At 37.4% G+C, this 16,239-nt stretch carries 13 protein-coding genes and 5 pseudogenes; 12 read left to right on the forward strand and 6 right to left on the reverse strand.

All coding sequences use genetic code 11. From position 1 onward, the window contains the following. The 4 genes from NI470_RS14875 to mqo form a co-directional block, all read right to left on the reverse strand. A partial coding sequence (locus tag NI470_RS14875) for a transposase (protein WP_253102577.1) occupies nt 1-208 on the reverse strand: 208 nt, incomplete at its 3' end. Nucleotides 209-561: 353 nt separating this feature from the next. Continuing rightward, complete coding sequence (locus NI470_RS14880) at nt 562-1,047, reverse strand: hypothetical protein (RefSeq protein ID WP_004733174.1); 486 nt, start codon at nt 1,045-1,047, stop codon at nt 562-564. Between the two features lie 56 nt (nt 1,048-1,103). Further along, nucleotides 1,104-2,378 carry an MFS transporter gene (locus NI470_RS14885; protein ID WP_253148843.1) on the reverse strand — a complete coding sequence of 425 codons (1,275 nt, stop codon included), beginning with the start codon at nt 2,376-2,378 and terminating at the stop codon, nt 1,104-1,106. Between the two features lie 72 nt (nt 2,379-2,450). Then, nucleotides 2,451-4,085: a malate dehydrogenase (quinone) gene (gene mqo, locus NI470_RS14890; protein ID WP_253148845.1), complete on the reverse strand. Its 1,635-nt coding sequence runs from the start codon at nt 4,083-4,085 to the stop codon at nt 2,451-2,453. Between the two features lie 677 nt (nt 4,086-4,762). On the opposite strand from mqo, the pseudogene NI470_RS14895 reads away from it, so the two are divergent. The 3 genes and pseudogenes from NI470_RS14895 to NI470_RS14905 all read left to right on the forward strand — a co-directional run. Next, nucleotides 4,763-5,263 (forward strand): annotated as a pseudogene (locus NI470_RS14895) (IS3 family transposase); the annotation flags it as partial. A 150-nt stretch (nt 5,264-5,413) separates the two neighbouring features. Then, on the forward strand, nt 5,414-5,764 hold the full coding sequence (locus NI470_RS14900; protein WP_253148847.1) for a hypothetical protein: 351 nt from the start codon (nt 5,414-5,416) through the stop codon (nt 5,762-5,764). A 202-nt stretch (nt 5,765-5,966) separates the two neighbouring features. Beyond that, a pseudogene (locus NI470_RS14905) lies at nt 5,967-6,933 on the forward strand (IS481 family transposase). Nucleotides 6,934-7,051: 118 nt separating this feature from the next. Here the strand turns inward: NI470_RS14905 and NI470_RS14910 are convergent. Continuing rightward, on the reverse strand, nt 7,052-7,483 hold the full coding sequence (locus tag NI470_RS14910; protein ID WP_180039075.1) for a PPC domain-containing protein: 432 nt from the start codon (nt 7,481-7,483) through the stop codon (nt 7,052-7,054). A 301-nt stretch (nt 7,484-7,784) separates the two neighbouring features. Between NI470_RS14910 and NI470_RS14915 the strand changes: the two genes are divergently transcribed. From NI470_RS14915 to NI470_RS14930, 4 genes and pseudogenes are all read left to right on the forward strand, one after another. Continuing rightward, the gene (locus NI470_RS14915) at nt 7,785-8,990 is read left to right on the forward strand and encodes a tyrosine-type recombinase/integrase (protein WP_253148849.1); all 1,206 of its coding nucleotides are present in this window, start codon (nt 7,785-7,787) and stop codon (nt 8,988-8,990) included. Between the two features lie 50 nt (nt 8,991-9,040). After that, nucleotides 9,041-9,157, forward strand: a pseudogene (locus NI470_RS14920) (transposase); the annotation flags it as partial. A 9-nt stretch (nt 9,158-9,166) separates the two neighbouring features. Beyond that, nucleotides 9,167-9,283, forward strand: a pseudogene (locus tag NI470_RS14925) (putative oxygenase MesX); the annotation flags it as partial. Nucleotides 9,284-9,471: 188 nt separating this feature from the next. Beyond that, nucleotides 9,472-10,863 carry a methylenetetrahydrofolate reductase C-terminal domain-containing protein gene (locus NI470_RS14930; RefSeq protein ID WP_253148851.1) on the forward strand — a complete coding sequence of 464 codons (1,392 nt, stop codon included), beginning with the start codon at nt 9,472-9,474 and terminating at the stop codon, nt 10,861-10,863. Here NI470_RS14930 and NI470_RS14935 read toward each other — a convergent pair. After that, on the reverse strand, nt 10,860-11,528 hold the full coding sequence (locus NI470_RS14935; RefSeq protein WP_004647714.1) for an epoxyqueuosine reductase QueH: 669 nt from the start codon (nt 11,526-11,528) through the stop codon (nt 10,860-10,862). The two genes, NI470_RS14930 and NI470_RS14935, sit on opposite strands and share 4 nt — an antisense overlap. A 171-nt stretch (nt 11,529-11,699) precedes the next feature. Here NI470_RS14935 and NI470_RS14940 point away from each other — a divergent pair, with 171 nt between their 5' ends. The 5 genes and pseudogenes from NI470_RS14940 to NI470_RS14960 all read left to right on the forward strand — a co-directional run. Continuing rightward, complete coding sequence (locus NI470_RS14940) at nt 11,700-12,731, forward strand: AbiTii domain-containing protein (protein WP_253148853.1); 1,032 nt, start codon at nt 11,700-11,702, stop codon at nt 12,729-12,731. Nucleotides 12,732-12,899: 168 nt separating this feature from the next. After that, nucleotides 12,900-13,883 (forward strand): putative oxygenase MesX, encoded by a 984-nt coding sequence (locus tag NI470_RS14945; protein WP_253147270.1) that lies wholly within the window; start codon nt 12,900-12,902, stop codon nt 13,881-13,883. A 50-nt stretch (nt 13,884-13,933) separates the two neighbouring features. Beyond that, on the forward strand, nt 13,934-14,977 hold the full coding sequence (locus NI470_RS14950; protein ID WP_180039080.1) for a methionine synthase: 1,044 nt from the start codon (nt 13,934-13,936) through the stop codon (nt 14,975-14,977). A 97-nt stretch (nt 14,978-15,074) separates the two neighbouring features. Continuing rightward, a complete protein-coding gene (locus NI470_RS14955; RefSeq protein ID WP_004647846.1) occupies nt 15,075-15,569 on the forward strand; it encodes a flavin reductase family protein in 495 nt (164 codons plus the stop codon). Between the two features lie 42 nt (nt 15,570-15,611). Then, nucleotides 15,612-16,142: pseudogene (locus tag NI470_RS14960) on the forward strand (sulfite exporter TauE/SafE family protein); the annotation flags it as partial. Nucleotides 16,143-16,239 lie beyond the last annotated feature (97 nt).

Raw genomic sequence — 16,239 nt, forward strand, 5'->3', positions numbered from 1 at the left:
AAGACAGACGGAATAAGGATTTAATCATTAAGCAGCATTGGATGGCTGCGTCGGAGTAGGTTTGATTTCGCCCTTGTTTGCCTTTTGATGGGGCATACCATTGCGTAGCTGGATCAAACCAAATGGCAATATTTCCGCGATGAATGCGTGCTCGGTTATATGCGAACCAATTGGTTGTGCGGTAAATTTTATGTGTATGCTTCTTCATTTGAAAATTATATTGCTGAAAAAGTCCTTAAGAACAGCTTTGCGCAACAAAGCCGTTCGAGATTGTTATGATCTTTTTTTGACGGAGAACAAATTTTCCCTGATCAAGCAAATAACTTTAAAATTTTCTTAGTGAGCAAGATGGCCAATACTTATTAGAAGAAAAATCTTTTGTTTATGATGCTGAAAATGATCAATTTCTAGAATCGGATATACAGGCATTTTATTCCCTTTCGTCTGCAATTCTAGACTAGCAAGACCCGTCTTTTAAAGGCAGTTTTCCTATGTAATAACATGATAAATCAGAATTAGGATTGTAAATTTTTCACCCACCAAATTTTTTTGTGCTAGCTGTTATAATGCGCCAAATTGCTGCCAAGTCTCATCATTATGTAAAGAGTCATAATAATTTTGCAGTTCTACTAAATCATAATATTGAATATAAGCTAATAGCAATAGGCCGAGGATCAGTCCAACTTTAAGACAACTAAGTCTATTTGGCTTTCTATATAAATTATCTATTCCAAAGGCAGTTAAAATTAAAGCAGGAACCAATACAATTGTTTTTAAATGGTTTAGAAAGTGAATTCCATGTGTATACAATAACCCAATAATAAGCAAAACTATCCCTAAACTGGTGTAAATACGGTCATGGAGAGAAGTGCGTAACGCGAAATTACATTGAAAAGCTAAAATAAAAGTTGCAAATAAATAAAAACCAGTTCCACCAATAATGAACGTATAAATTGCATTGAATAGGCAATAAGCCAACAACACTGATAGTACGAAAGAATAGAGTTTGGTATAGAGAATATGTGAAAAGGGGAAAATCTGTTTCATAATTTGCTCTATTGAAAACTCACATCATATTAAAAGAAGATTTGAAGCTTAACATGCTATTCACTTTTTGCCACTGTGGCATGTTTTTTTAGTGTTGGAGATGGCTTGAATAAATGTCGCGTACGAGTAAAGCTTAGACCACAGATTATTAAACACAGCGTCCCTCCAATAAGTACTGCTGGCACCACAGAAAAATAGCGCGTCATCAGGCTCATGTGTAGGGCACCGAGCTGATTGCCTGAAGTGACTAATATGCCATTTAAAGCCGCTACACGCCCTAATAGTGCTTTTGGGGGGAGTTGCTGTAATAAAGTTTGTCGAATGACCATGCTGATGCTATCAAAGGCACCGATTAAAACAAGGAAGAAGACTGAGAGCCAAACATGGGAGGATAGTGCAAAGGCTAAAGTACACAAAGCAATTGCAAAACTACTATAGAGCATATTTCTCCATGCATTTTGCATCGGAGAATAACAGGTCAACATCAACATCATGATACAGGCGCCAATAGCTGGTGCAGCTCTGAGTATACCTAAGCCTTCAACACCAAGATGCAGGATATCGTGTGCAAAAATAGGCAGTAAGATAATGACACTACAAAAAAGCATGGCGCTGAGATCCAGCAACATACTCCAAAACATTAGTGGATGTTTAAAAATAAACAAATAGGCTTCTTTCAAACTTTTGCTTAAATGCTGTTTATGGGGGCTAAGGAATTGACGAGGACTTAATCCGAATAAGCAGATGCTACCCACGCAACACAAGAAAAAAACAATAAAGAGGGTTTTTTCAAGCCCAAGTTGGCCGAGTAAAAGTCCTGCGCATAAAGGCGCTAAAATGCCGCCTATTTGCCAAATGAGCGCGGTCCATGTGGCTGCATTGCTATAGGCTGACTCGGGGGTTAGAAAAGGGCGTAATGAATTAAATGATGGGCTGTAGATGCCTCTAAGTATGCCTAAGCAAAAGATGAGGCTATAAATGCCGCATAAAAGTGTATTTTGTTGAATGTGCTGTTGTTGGTACTGAGAAAAAAGAACAATAAATAATAATGGAATTAAAGTGCTACAGCTAAAACTCCACTGCACAATTTTTTGTCGGTTATAGCGATCAGCCCAGTCGCCACTGATCAGGGAGAGGCAAATAAAGGGGAGTAACTCAATTAAGGCAATCATGCCAAGGCTGAGTGGATTTTGAGTGAGTTGATAGATACTATAAGCAATGACGACTTCTTGAATCATGATGGTTAGAATTAAGCACAACTGATTGACACTCAGAAGTGAAAAATCACGTGAATGAAAAGCCAAAAAAGCATCGGAATGGAAAAGCGACATACACAGAATAGTTTCAAATATGAATTAAAAAAGGATGGCACAAAGTCCATCCTTTTTAGGGTTTAAAGCAGATTACTGTGCTTTTGCTACCGCAATAGTTTCGTCATTTGCAGCTTTAGCCATAGGTGTATATTTCAAACCAAGGGTTGTGCTGGTGTATTGGCGAACTTGGTCAAGAAGCACAGGATTAGTGCTGAGTTCTTGTTGGTACGATTTTACAATTTCATGTAATTTCGGATTCCATTTACCTGCTACTTGCTGAGGGAATGCTTTTTCAAGCAAGCTCAACATAATATAAGGGGAAGTTGAAGCACCAGGAGACGCACCTAATAGGGCAGTCACAGCACCATCTTGTGATGCAAAAATCTCGGTACCAAATTGCAAGCTTGCAGGTTTGCCTGGTTCTTTCTTAATGATTTGAACACGTTGACCACCTTGATTCATGCGCCAGTCCTCTGGTTTTGCATCAGGATAGTATTTTTTCAACTCATTAAAACGGTCTTCATCGGTCATCATGACTTGGCTAACTAAGTATTTCACCAAATCAAGATTTTCCATACCCACAGCGGTCATTGGTAAAACGTTGTTCTTAGTGGTTGATTTCAATAAATCAAGCTGAGAACCTTGTTTTAAGAACTTGTTTGAATAAGTTGCAAATGGACCAAACAACACATATTTTTTACCGTCGATATAACGTGTATCAATATGTGGAACAGACATTGGCGGTGCGCCTAATTCAGCACGACCATAAACTTTTGCAGTATGGCCTTCAGTGACTTTTGGGTTGTCGGTCATTAAGAACACGCCACCTACAGGGAAGCCAGCATATTGCTTCGCTTCTGGTAAGCCTGTCATTTGTAAAAGTTTAACCGCTGCACCGCCTGCACCAATAAAGACAAAGCGCGTTTTCACATGATCTGTTTTTCCTGTAGTGAGGTTTTTAAATGCAACAGTCCACGTTTTATCATCGTTTTGGCTAATGCCAGTCACTTCAGTCGATGTTTGTAACTGGAAATTAGATTGTTTTTTAAGGTGATCGACCAATTGAGTGGTGATCGAACCATAGTTCACATCCGAACCTACATCCATGCGTGTTGCAGCTACTTTTTGTGCAGCATCACGGCCATTCATCACCAATGGTGCCCATTGTTTAATTTCAGCAGGATTCTCAGAGAATTTCATGCCATAAAACATTGGGTTTTTAACCATTGCAGCGTAACGTTTTTCTAGGAAATTCACGTTATCGCCCCAAACGAAGGCAATGTGCGGTACAGAGTTGATAAAGCTATTTGGTTGACCCAAAACGCCTTCTTTGACTTGATAAGACCAGAACTGTTTTGCAACTTCAAATTGTTCCGCAACGTTCACAGCTTTAGAAATGTCCATTTTTCCATCTTTTTCAGAGGTATAGTTCATTTCCATAAAGCCAGAGTGGCCTGTGCCAGCATTGTTGAAGCCGTTTGAGCTTTCTTGGGCAACGTTGTCTAGGCGTTCATACATACGAATTTGCCAGTTTGGCTCAAGTTCACTAAGATATGTGCCTAGGGTTGCACTCATGATGCCACCACCAACTAAGACTGCGTCAACGACAGGCTCATTGCTGGTGTTTTGAATTTTCTTAGACGCGATAGGTCTAAATAAAAAGATTAGTGCTGCAATAATAAGCAGAACGATGAATACCAATAGGTATTTTAAAAATTTGTTCATGCGATTATGACCATGGAGGGCAGGTTTGGATCGCTTTATAGCGAAGACAAGAATAACAATTATGGTGATAGGAACACTTGTAAAGAATTAGCTTAGAGAATTGAAGTAATACTCAAAATTACAAGTATACAAAGATTAACGTTCGAAGCTATCACACATTTTTGATTGATGGATATTTTAGACTAAATATGTATTGACTTAGTAATTTTTATTGTAAATGAACATAATTAAAATATAAATACCAATGATGTTTGTTCTTGTTTATTGGTTTTTATTTTAATTCAATATCTGGTTTAAAAAAAATCAGATGTTGAATATTTATACAAATACTCAGTAATTTATTAAAAAGAAGCTTATAACTTGTTTCAAGGTTACTTTCCAACGGCTTTATTGCACAAATATTTGAAAGGCAAAGCGCCCCTAATTGAGCCAAATTTAAGGCGTAACTTGGGTAAGTGGTCGACCTAATTCTGTAAATCTGTTAAGGACTGCTACACGTGCATGAACCTCATTGTGAACCGTACCGGGTTTGTTGGAGACCAACTTTCCTGAGATGAGAAGCATTGCTTCGCACGACGTAGCGAAGCGTAGTGTTCCGATGAAAAAAGTAAAATATACCCCTGAAATCAGAGATAGAGCGGTTCAATTATTGATTGACTACCAAGACGGTATCTCAGGTGAGTGACTTTACGTATATTCAAACAAATTCAGGCTGGGTCTATACCGCCTTTATTATTGATGTGTTCTCACGAGCAATTGTTGGATGGAAAGTATCTACACGGATGAATACAGATATGGTGCTCGATGCACTGGAGCAAGCATTGCACGATTGAGGTATGCCAAGGAATGTGATTCATCATTCCCATAGAGGTGTTCAATACCTTTCCATTCGCTATACCAATCGTTTAGAAGCAGCAAATTTACGAGCATCAATCGGTACAACGGGGGACTCATACGATAATGCTTTGGCTGAAACAGTGAATGGCTTATACAAAACAGAGATGATTGAATATTTAAAAGCAGATTGGCAAAGTTTAGCAGATGTACAACTTGCGACATTAAATTGGGTAGATTGGTTTAATAAAAAGCATGTACACAGTGCACTGGGTTATGTATCGCCTTTTGAGTTTGAAGCAATGTACTATGATAAGATTAACCCGTTAAGTCAGGTGGCCTAACTTAAATAAAAAAATCTCCGATAAATCCGGTAAGGTTCAAAATGCGATTTATGGCTTTTTTATGTAAAAAAAAGTAATATCTGTTTTATTGTTAAATTATAACAATTAGTATAAATAGACCTATGATTTACAGATGAAAAAGGTAGTTAAATGAAATATTTTTTAAGTTTAACTTTGTTAGTTTTAGCAATGACTGGGTGTACTTCGAGTCCAAAGACTGAAACTTTACAAGATAAGGCTACAAGCAATACTTTAGCTGATACGCAGGTCCTTAAATTTTCTGGTCCGAATGGTTTATTAATTTTTCTGAAATCATCGGATAACTTTGAAACTGCTTTAATGACTGATAACTCAGGCATGGTATATCGTTTAAAGCAAACAGTTGCTGGTAGTGGTATTCGTTTAGCTAATAATAATGGAGTTTCAATTCACTTTAAACGTGGTGAAGGGGTTGTTGAATTTGTAAAAGACCAGCCAATCAGCATTACTGAAGTAAAATAATAAGGTTTAAACTTTAAGAGAACCCCACACCATAATCTGCATACCGAAAGTTGGACACTATTCCTTGAAATGTGGTCAAACATGATCAAGGACTAATTCGCACTCTGTTAATGGGTGAATTCAAACATGAGGTGCGACAGTTTCAAAAGCCTTATGATAATCTGTGTGATTCATAGACATCACTTCAATATAATGGGTGTCTATGAACAGAGAAATTCAACAAAGACTCGTATGGGTTAAATTATTTGAAGAGACCAATAATGCTGGCCTGGTTTGTCGGAGATGTGGCATTTCTAGACCAACTTTACGCAAGTGGTGGAAACGATATTCTGAACAAGGTATTGATGGATTAAGTAGTCATAGTAAATGTCCCTTAAAATCGCCAAATACTAAATCAATGCTGAGCTAGAAGCTTTAATATTGGAAATGCGCTCAGCTAGAAATCTTGGTGCTCGACGTTTGCAAACCGAATTAATGAGCTGCACGGAGTCTCGTTGTCCTTGGCGACTATCCATAAAGTACTATCCACCCATTAAGTCAAACCGATTAAAAAATTCCGTCGTAAAGTAGATTACATTTGTTATGAACGTCCATTACCAGGCGATAGAATTCAAATGGATACCTGTAAACTGGGTCCTGGACTATATCAGTACACATCTATCGATGACTGCACACGATATCGCGTTTTAAGGATATATAAACGCCGAACAGCTGCGAATACACTCGACTTTTTAACTGTGTAATTGAAGAAATACCTTTTCTCATACAGCGAATACAGACCGATCGTGGACGAGCATTCTTTGCTGAAAAAGTACAGAAAAAATTGATGCAGCATGGAATCAAATTTAGGCCAAATAAACCAGGTTCACCTCATCTGAATGGCAAGGTAGCGCTCACAAAAGACTGATAAATCTGAGTTCTACGCTACTGTAGATATCGATTCAGAGGAAATTCAGAGCAAACTGGCAGAATGGCAGCATTACTATAACTGGATGAGACCACATTCAGCTTTGAAAGGTAAAACACCGATGGAAAGGTACTTTGAATTATGTGAAGAAACTTCTTTCTTAGATGAAGTCCAGAAGCAATACGACCCCTCAAATGAACGGATTCAACATGCCAATTACAAGATGTATTTAGAGATTGCTAAATTGAAACGATCTCTATGAATTACGTATCTATATCATTTTTATTAATATAAAAACATATACGTAAAAATCACGCCCCGTTTAACTGGCAATAGTTTTTGAACCCTGGTATAAAAGCTTAAAAAAATCTAGCAAGTCTTTATTTAATGTTAATACTCATCCAGTATTGAGGTTTTTTATCTTTTCTTGCCTGTGATCTAGGTTGTAATACTCTAATTTCATACTCACCTGAAGCAGGTAAAATATAAATACCCTTATCATCAAGCTCTGGAGAATATTCTCCAAGATTGATGGAGTCTTTTAATTGATTACCCCATAAGTAAGCTTCAACATTTCCTCCAGTCAACTTCACTTTTAACTTTTGCCCTTTTTTAGCATAAAATTTGTAGGAATCATACTTGTATCCATCTATCCTTCCGTAATAATTTGCAGAGTAAGCTTTTTTAGCAAACTTAACTACAATAGTCTTTCGTATATCATTGTTATCATTTGCAAGTACGACAGGGCTAACTATAGTTAAAGTTAGGGCTATCAAAGCGCCAGCTAGTAATTTCGTATTCGCTATTTCCATAAGGTTACCCTGATTCTTGTATCGCTCCTGACATAATAATATAACTAATAAGTAACCATGAATCATAGAGCAGAAATGTGAATAGTCATAACATGGGGTTACACTTCAAATGCCAATTTAAGACTTGCAAAATTAATGGTTAATTAATTGGTTACTAAGGACTAGCCAATCTAAATATAAATTTTATTTAACAATTACTTATAGAAATATGTGATGCGTATGATACGCATCATATGAATATCGCTTAAATTTGCTATAATTGAATTGAGCAGTGCCATTTTTGTGGTTAGGTTAAAAATTCATGAGTCTTAGTGAAATTAAGGTACGTCAAGCTAAACCAAAGGAAAAAATCTATTTTCTGGCAGATGATGACGGCTTAAGTTTGAAGGTAGAACCAAACGGACGTAAATCTTGGAGTTACCGCTATTCACTTGCAGGGACAAATAAACGTCCTCGCATGAAGTTGGGTGAATATCCTGTAATGTCCTTGAAAGAGGCCAGATCAGTCCGGGATGAATATAAATTTAATAATTATGAAAATAAACCACTGCATAAAAAATACATCAAAACTTTTCAGGATATTTGTGAAGAGTGGTTAGAATTTAAAATTAAAAATTCCTTTGAAGATGAACCACGATGCGGTGTAATTCAGCTCGCAAAAAAATGTTTAGATCAGGATGTTTATCCAAATATTGGACTAATGCCATTTATGGAAATTAAAAGATATGATCTAGTTAAGATTATTAAAAATATAGAATCTAGAAATGTAAAAGAACCTGTAAAGAAAGCCTATAGTTATTTAAATCAGATTTATGATTATGCGGTAGCCATGGGGTATTGTGAATATAATATTGCACATGGACTTCATAAAATATTAGTCAACAATAAGATTAAGAAAAACTATCCTCATTTAAATTCAGATGAACTATCTAATTTCTTAGCTAAATTAAATCAGATTAATACAGATCCTATTATTAAAAAAGCCCTGTTATTTAAATTATATACAGGCGTCCGTGGTGGAGAATTATTGCTTTGTGAACCACATCACTTCGATCTAGATAAAAAAATATGGAAAATACCAGCCTTACATATTAAACAATATAGAAGAAAGGTTATTTTAGGTCATGATATCCCTGATTTTTTTGTTCCACTATCTGATCAAGCACTTGAAGTTGTGAAATCAGCACTCGTTTGGTCTCATGGCGAAAAATATGTGTTTTCTAGCCCCCGAAACAATAATAAACCTATTCATTTTAATACCCTGAACTTGATTATCAGAAAAATGGGATATACTAAAAATGAATTAACTTCTCATGGGTTACGATCGACATTTAGTACCATATTAAATGAATCCGGTTTATTTCAATCAAATTGGATTGAAGCACAGCTATCTCATACTGATAAAAATAAAACCCGTGCAAGTTATAATCATGCAGAATATTTTAATCAGCGTATGGAAATGATGCAATGGTGGGGCGATTTTATTGATAGTTGTACTGTAAATTAATGGTTATGAAATCCAAGTTTTAATTAGAATAGGCTTTGTTGCACAAACCTATTCACCGCCATAAATCATTATCTAAAATTGCATCTCGTGGTAAAAGCTCAATGGGCCGGTTCTATGGCTATAAATTACATGTTGTGATGAATCAACTTAGAGAAATAGTCTGTTCACAATAATGATTTCTCTTAACTCGTAAAGTTTATGACGGTGTTGAACGTGTTCGATTGAATCTTAAGCAAGGTAAATGGACAGAAGAGAACTTCATTAAGTCGTATCAAAATATTCTTGAAAAATAGGCATTTCATTTCACATTAGAGCGAGAATCTAATGAGAAAGTTGCCTGATTGAATGTAGTGAATAGATTCATTGCATAATTGTTGACTAAAATTTTCTATATCAGCCTGTTTAAGATTAATCGGGCTGATTCTGTTAGGTCGAATATAATAGCGACCTGCTTTAATCATTTTTATTTGAACTTTATTTTATGTCACAGCTTGCTTCCCATTTTAAGCACAATCAGTTTTGTATTTTGTTGGAATATTTAAGTTCTGCTAAGGGCATTGCCGTACCAATGTCTTTAGCAGAATTTCCATGTGCGATCACTTTGGCAGATCGAGTGCATGCCGATAGTGATTTGCCACCACTTGAATGTGCGAAGACATTTCCTTCATCAGTGGAAAAAATCATCCATTATTCAGGGAAAGGTCGGGATATTACTGATTTTGAGACCTTCTTAAAATTAACTCAAGCTTCGGGACAAAAAAATTTACTGCTTCTCACAGGTGATAAGTTAAAAGGGCATACAAATGGTCAAGATGGAACGAATCGCACCCGATATTTAGAGTCTGTAAATGCGGTCATGGCCGCAAAGTGTTATGGTGGATTTCATATTGGTGTAGCTTTTAATCCCTTTAAATATGCTGAAGCTGAACGTGATGCACAATATTTAAAACTTCACAAAAAGATTAAAGCAGGAGCAGACTTTATCGTTACCCAGTTGGGTTACGATATGGAGGCTTTAAAACAAGCCAAGGCTTTTTTAAATCGTCATCGATACCCACAAAATATACTTGCTTGTGTTATGCCACTTAGTTTGGCACGTGCCAATTTTATGGTGAAACATAAGATCGCAGGAATTGTGATTACACCACACATGTTACGAGTGTTGGCTCAGGAAAAGCAGGATGGACGAACTGAGAATGCTTATAAACGTTGTGCTATACAAATATTGATGTGTAAGTATTTGGGTTTTGCAGGTGTGCATCTTTCAGCATGCCATAAGCCTGAAGAGCAAAAGCTTTTAGAAAAATATATTGAACAATATCGACATTATGGTTTACAGGAACTCGAAGCACTCTGGAATGCACTGTGGCAAGTGGAGACTAAAAAGGAACTCGTGCCACAATTAGCTTATTATTCCCGCCAACCATCCTCTAGCCAGCTTATTAAATATCAGCAATTGCATTTCATGCACAAGACTCTATTTGAGTCCAAAATTGCCAAAGGTGTGGGGCATTTTATTTTTAAAGCCTCACTCTGGGAAAATACGCCTGCAGAAAAAGCATTGTTAAAAACTGAATTTATCTCTAAGCAAGGGGTCGTGGGTTGTGAAAGTTGTGGTCAATGTAGGTTAGGAGATACTTTATATATTTGCCCTGAAACTTGTCCCAAAGGATTGGCGAATGGTCCTTGTAGTGGTACGACATTGGATCGCTGTGAGTTTGGAGATCGTGAATGCATTCATTCTGTGAAAGCCCGACTTGCCAAAGCCGTGGGACAGACTGACGTTCTAAAAGAAAAACTGATTCCAACTGTACCCATTGAAGTACGTGGAACCAGTTCCTGGAAAAATTGGTATCTGGCGACTGAAGCTTAGCTTTCATCATCCATGGCATTCGAATAAAATTTCACGCCCAATTTGATGCGATCACGACCTTGGCTCATACGCCAACGGTTGGTATCACGTAAGGAGTATACACAGCCACAATATTCTTGTTGGTAGAATTCTTCCTTCTTGCTGATTTCAAGCATACGAACAGCACCACCATTTTTACGCCAGTTGTAGTCCCAATAGGTGATACCTTCATAATGTGAAGCAGAACGATGCCCACAATCATTGATCTGCTTCATATCTTTCCAACGAGAGATACCCAATGAGCTACTAATTAGGCTGAAGCCATTTTCAGCTGCATAAAGGGCAGTGCGTTCAAAGCGCATATCAAAACACATGGTACAGCGAATACCTTTCTCTGGCTCATTTTCCATGCCTTTGGCACGTGCAAACCAATTGTCTGTATCGTAATCACAGTCAATAAAAGGAATATTATGTTTTTCTGCAAAGCGAATATTTTCTTCCTTACGGATTTCATATTCCTTGACAGGGTGAATATTGGGATTATAAAAAAAGATCGAAAAGTCGATGCCTGATTCAATTAGGGTTTCCATCACTTCACCCGAGCATGGTGCACAGCAGGAGTGAAGCAGAAGCTTGTCGTGACCTGCTGGGAGAGTCAATTTCTGACGTTCAAGTTTGTTTGACATAGTTATATGGGTTTAAATCTAAACCCTATATTTTAACGATTTAATTAGATAGTAAGGATTTGATATACTGATATTTTCTAAGGTTAAGATGAAAGAAATTCACTAATTGAAATTTAATAAGAACTAAAGTATATAAGAGAATAACTACAATAATGCTTTGGAAGCAGAACATTGCAAGTTAATCAAGAGTCATTGAATGAAGCTTTAAAATTAAGTGAAGAAATTATTAGTAATATTGAGTTAAGTACCTCTTCTTTATCTAATTGCGCATTAAAGGCGAGTAGATTGGCAAGATTGCTAAATGAATTCGATTACCAAAGAATTTTTATCTTTGAAAGTAGTGGTTATCCTTCAAGCCCAAATGGTTTAACACCCGATATATGGGACTTATGTAAAAAAGCTGGAGAAGGAAAAACCGTAGAGAAAGCTAAGTTAGGGTCAATCGGAGCGATGGAGATTGAATTGGAAGCAATGAAGGATAGTCTAAAAATTGCACATGATCCTAATGTTTCAATAAGTTCAGCTAATCCGAATCAATTTGTTTCATCAGGTGGCACTAGTAATTTTTTAGAAAGAAAGAGTTTAAGAGATGGTATTAGCACGAACTCTCAATTTCTAACTAAACGACAAGCTTTTGTATGCGAATACGTGTCTAATAAATATTATGAGCTAAAATATTCAAAAATTACGTCAGATATTTTTTCTAGAACAAGAAAGTTTGTAGACGGAAAAATTGGAGATTTAGTACCATTATCAGCACAAAAATTTGCATCTGTTTATGAGAATTTAACGTCCGAAAATTCAGAGGATTGGTCAAATGCTGTTCATAGTTGTAGGCGAATATTACAAGATACTGCTGATGTGATTTATCCTGCTAGAGAGGATAAGACTATTAATTTAGACAATGGTGAAACTAAAATTATTAAATTAGGTGTGGATAATTATATAAATCGAATTATTGCATATGTTGATGAGCAGTCAGACTCTAAAAGATTTGAGGAAATCGTTGGTTCACAGATGAAATATTTGGGCGAGCGGTTAGATGCTATTTTCAAAGCTGCTCAGAAAGGTTCTCATGATATTATTACTTCTAGGCAAGAAGCTGATCGTTATGTTATTTACACATACTTGATAGTTGGAGATTTATTATCTTTGGTAGAGTTGCAAAAAACATTATCAATTTCAGATAAAAATTTTAGATAGCCGCTTAACTTACTGAATAACTAAAAATCCTCAGAATCTTTAATTTATTAAGATGAGTATTTCTCATCTTAAGCTGAATTTATATCGTTTTACTCACTTTCTTATTCACGTTTAAATACAGCCATTCAGAAATTTAGCTTTTTATAAAATTTTTAGGTGGCAATCTCCATGAGTACAGCATTTGAGTGTTCAATTAAACGTATCCGTTTTGATGAAAACTACACGCCAGCAGAAAGCACACGTTTAACCACAAATTTTGCCAATTTGGCACGTGGGGAAAGCCGTGAAGAAAACTTGCGTCGTACCCTTGCGATGATCAACAACCGTTTTAATAGCTTGGCAACCGTTGATAACCCGAAAGGTGATCGCTATTCACTTGAGATTGACATTATTTCTGCGGAAATTGATATTGAAGGTAATGGTCAAACTTTCCCATTTATTGAAACACTTAAAAGTGTTGTGATTGACCATCAAACAGGTGAGCATATTGAAGGCATGATCGGCAATAGCTTCTCATCTTATGTGCGTGATTACGACTTCAGTGTGGTATTGCCACAATTGGGTTGTGGTGTAGGTGAAAAACCTGAAGATTTTGGCAATCTACATGGCAAGCTTTATCAACATTTAGTCAATTCAGATGTATTTAAAGCAGAATTTAAAAAACAACCTGTCATTTGCTTAAGCGTTTCAACCTCTAAAACGTATTTCCGTACAGCCAACGTACATCCTATTTTGGGTGTGGAATACAAAAATGATGAATATTCACGTACCGATGAATATTTTGCCAAAATGGGTTTACGTGTACGCTACTTTAAACCAGAAGGTGGTAATGCACCATTAGCATTCTATTTCGCTGGCGATTTAGTCCGTGATTATACTGATTTTGAATTGATCAGTGCTATTGCGACCATGGAAAGTTTCCAACGGATCTATCGTCCTGAAATTTACAACACCAACTCTCCTGCAGGTGTGGTGTATCAACCAAGTCTAAGCTATGGCGATTATTCACTTACACGTGTGGTCTATGACCGTGTGGAACGTGGTGAGCTTGCAGTTAAACAAGGTAAATGGACGGAAGAAAACTTCATTAAGCCTTATCAAGACATTTTAAATGAATGGGCTGCAAATTTCGAAGTCGAAACAGCTGCTTAATCCATTAAATTGATAAACAGATTTACGAATTTAGACAAAGAAGATTAGACATGGCGCTTACACAACCGAAACTTTTACTCCCAACTTCAACTGCGGGTAGCTTGCCAAAACCGTCTTGGTTAGCTGAACCTGAAAAATTATGGTCTGCATGGAAGCTTGAAGGCGAAGAATTATTAGAAGCTAAACGTGATGCTTTGAAATTATCATTACATGAGCAAGTCACTGCGGGTATCGATATCGTGAGTGATGGCGAGCAAACCCGTCAGCATTTCGTGACCACCTTTATTGAGCATCTTGAAGGTGTGGATTTCGAAAAGCGTGAAACGATGCGTATTCGTAATCGTTATGATGCGAGTGTACCTTCTGTTGTGGGTGATGTTTCTCGTAAAAAAGCCGTGTTTGTAGACGATGCGAAATTCTTGCGCAGCCAAACCAATCAACAAATTAAATGGGCGCTTCCTGGTCCGATGACCATGATTGATACACTTTACGATGGTCACTACAAGAGCCGTGAAAAATTGGCTTGGGAATTTGCCAAAATTCTGAATCAAGAAGCGTTAGAGCTTGAAGCAGTAGGTGTCGACATTATTCAGTTTGATGAGCCTGCATTTAATGTGTTCTTTGATGAAGTAAATGATTGGGGTATTCCGACCTTAGAGCGTGCGCTTGAAGGACTCAAATGTGAAACCGCTGTGCATATTTGCTATGGCTACGGTATCAAGGCAAATACGGATTGGAAACAAACTTTAGGTAATGAATGGCGTCAATACGAAGAGTCATTCCCGAAACTACAACAATCTAAGCTCGATATTATTTCACTTGAATGCCAAAACTCACGTGTACCAATGGATTTAATCGAATTGATCCGTGGTAAGAAAGTGATGGTGGGTGCAATTGATGTGGCAACCACTCAAGTGGAAACTGCAGAGGAAGTAGCAAATACGCTACGCAAAGCATTGCAATTTGTTGATGCAGATAAACTGTATCCTTCAACTAACTGTGGTATGACACCGCTATCTCGCCAAGTGGCAAGTGGCAAACTTGAAGCTTTAAGCGCAGGTGCTGCCATTGTTCGTAAAGAGCTAGAAGCTTAATCAAACGTAGTCTCGTGCGAAGCAGAACAAATCATCGCAAGGTCATTTGTCCAGCTTTATGCACGAGCACGTGATATGTACATTTGAGATGAAAGAGATGATTGAAGCAACAGACTTTAGAAATGCAATGTCTTTACTCACCACAGCAGTGAATGTTATTACGACTTCGGGTGAAACAGGTATGCATGGATTTACTGCATCTGCCGTATGTAGCGTGACGGATACACCGCCAATGTTATTAGTCTGTATGAATCAATCCTCCCGTTCACATGCCCATTTTGTTGAAAATAAAGTCTTGGCTGTAAACGTACTAAGTACTCAGCATGAACAGCTTTCAAATGCTTTTGCTTCAAGTAAATTCAGCTCAGAAGATCGTTTCAAACTCGGTGATTGGAGTACTATGGAAACTGGTTCACCTATTTTGAAAGATGCCTTGGTCAGTTTTGACTGTGAGATTCAAGATATTCAGCAAGTCGGTACACACAGTGTTTTCATGTGTCGTGTTCTTAAAGTTCAACAAAGCGATCAAGAAGAAAGTCTGGTGTATTTTAACCGTGCTTATCATCAAGTGGGTCAGTTGGAACACGCTTAACTCAATGCCTTAATTCTTTTATCTTTTTAAAGTTAGTTTATTGTGGAACTTATAACCTTTTTAGTCATCGGCGCTTTTGCTGGTTTTGCAGCAGGGCTGTTTGGTGTCGGCGGTGGTACGATTATTGTACCACTGCTTTTTATTGTCTTTACCCAAATGGGCTATGACCCCGATGTGGTTATGCACCTCGCATTAGGCACATCTTTGGCAACCATTGTTGTAACCTCGATTAGCTCATTGATGGCGCATCATAAAACTGGTGCTGTGATTTGGCCTGTTTTTAAAAATCTAGCGCCACCTATGGCGATTGGTTGTTTTTTTGGGGCAGGTATTGCTGGTTTGATATCAGGATTACATCTACAAATCATTGTTGGCTTATTTCTGATTTGGGTCGCATATACGATGTTTACAGGTGCCAAAAAAGCAATTGACCCAACGAAAACGTTACCCTCATCAGGTCAACAAGTTGCTGCAGGTAGTGTGATTGGGGTTGCATCAGCAATCTTTGGTATTGGTGGTGGAAGTCTGACGGTTCCATATCTGAATCGCTATGGTGTGGTCATGCAGAAGGCTGAACCGTACCGGGTTTGTCGGAGAGTCAATATTCTGAGATGAGAAGCATTGCTTCGCAAGACGTAGCGAAGCGTAGTGTCCCGATGACAAAATTAAA

Origin of the sequence: Acinetobacter lwoffii (genome assembly GCF_024129115.1) — a bacterium.
In the GTDB taxonomy this organism is placed as follows: Bacteria; Pseudomonadota; Gammaproteobacteria; order Pseudomonadales; family Moraxellaceae; genus Acinetobacter; species Acinetobacter lwoffii_T.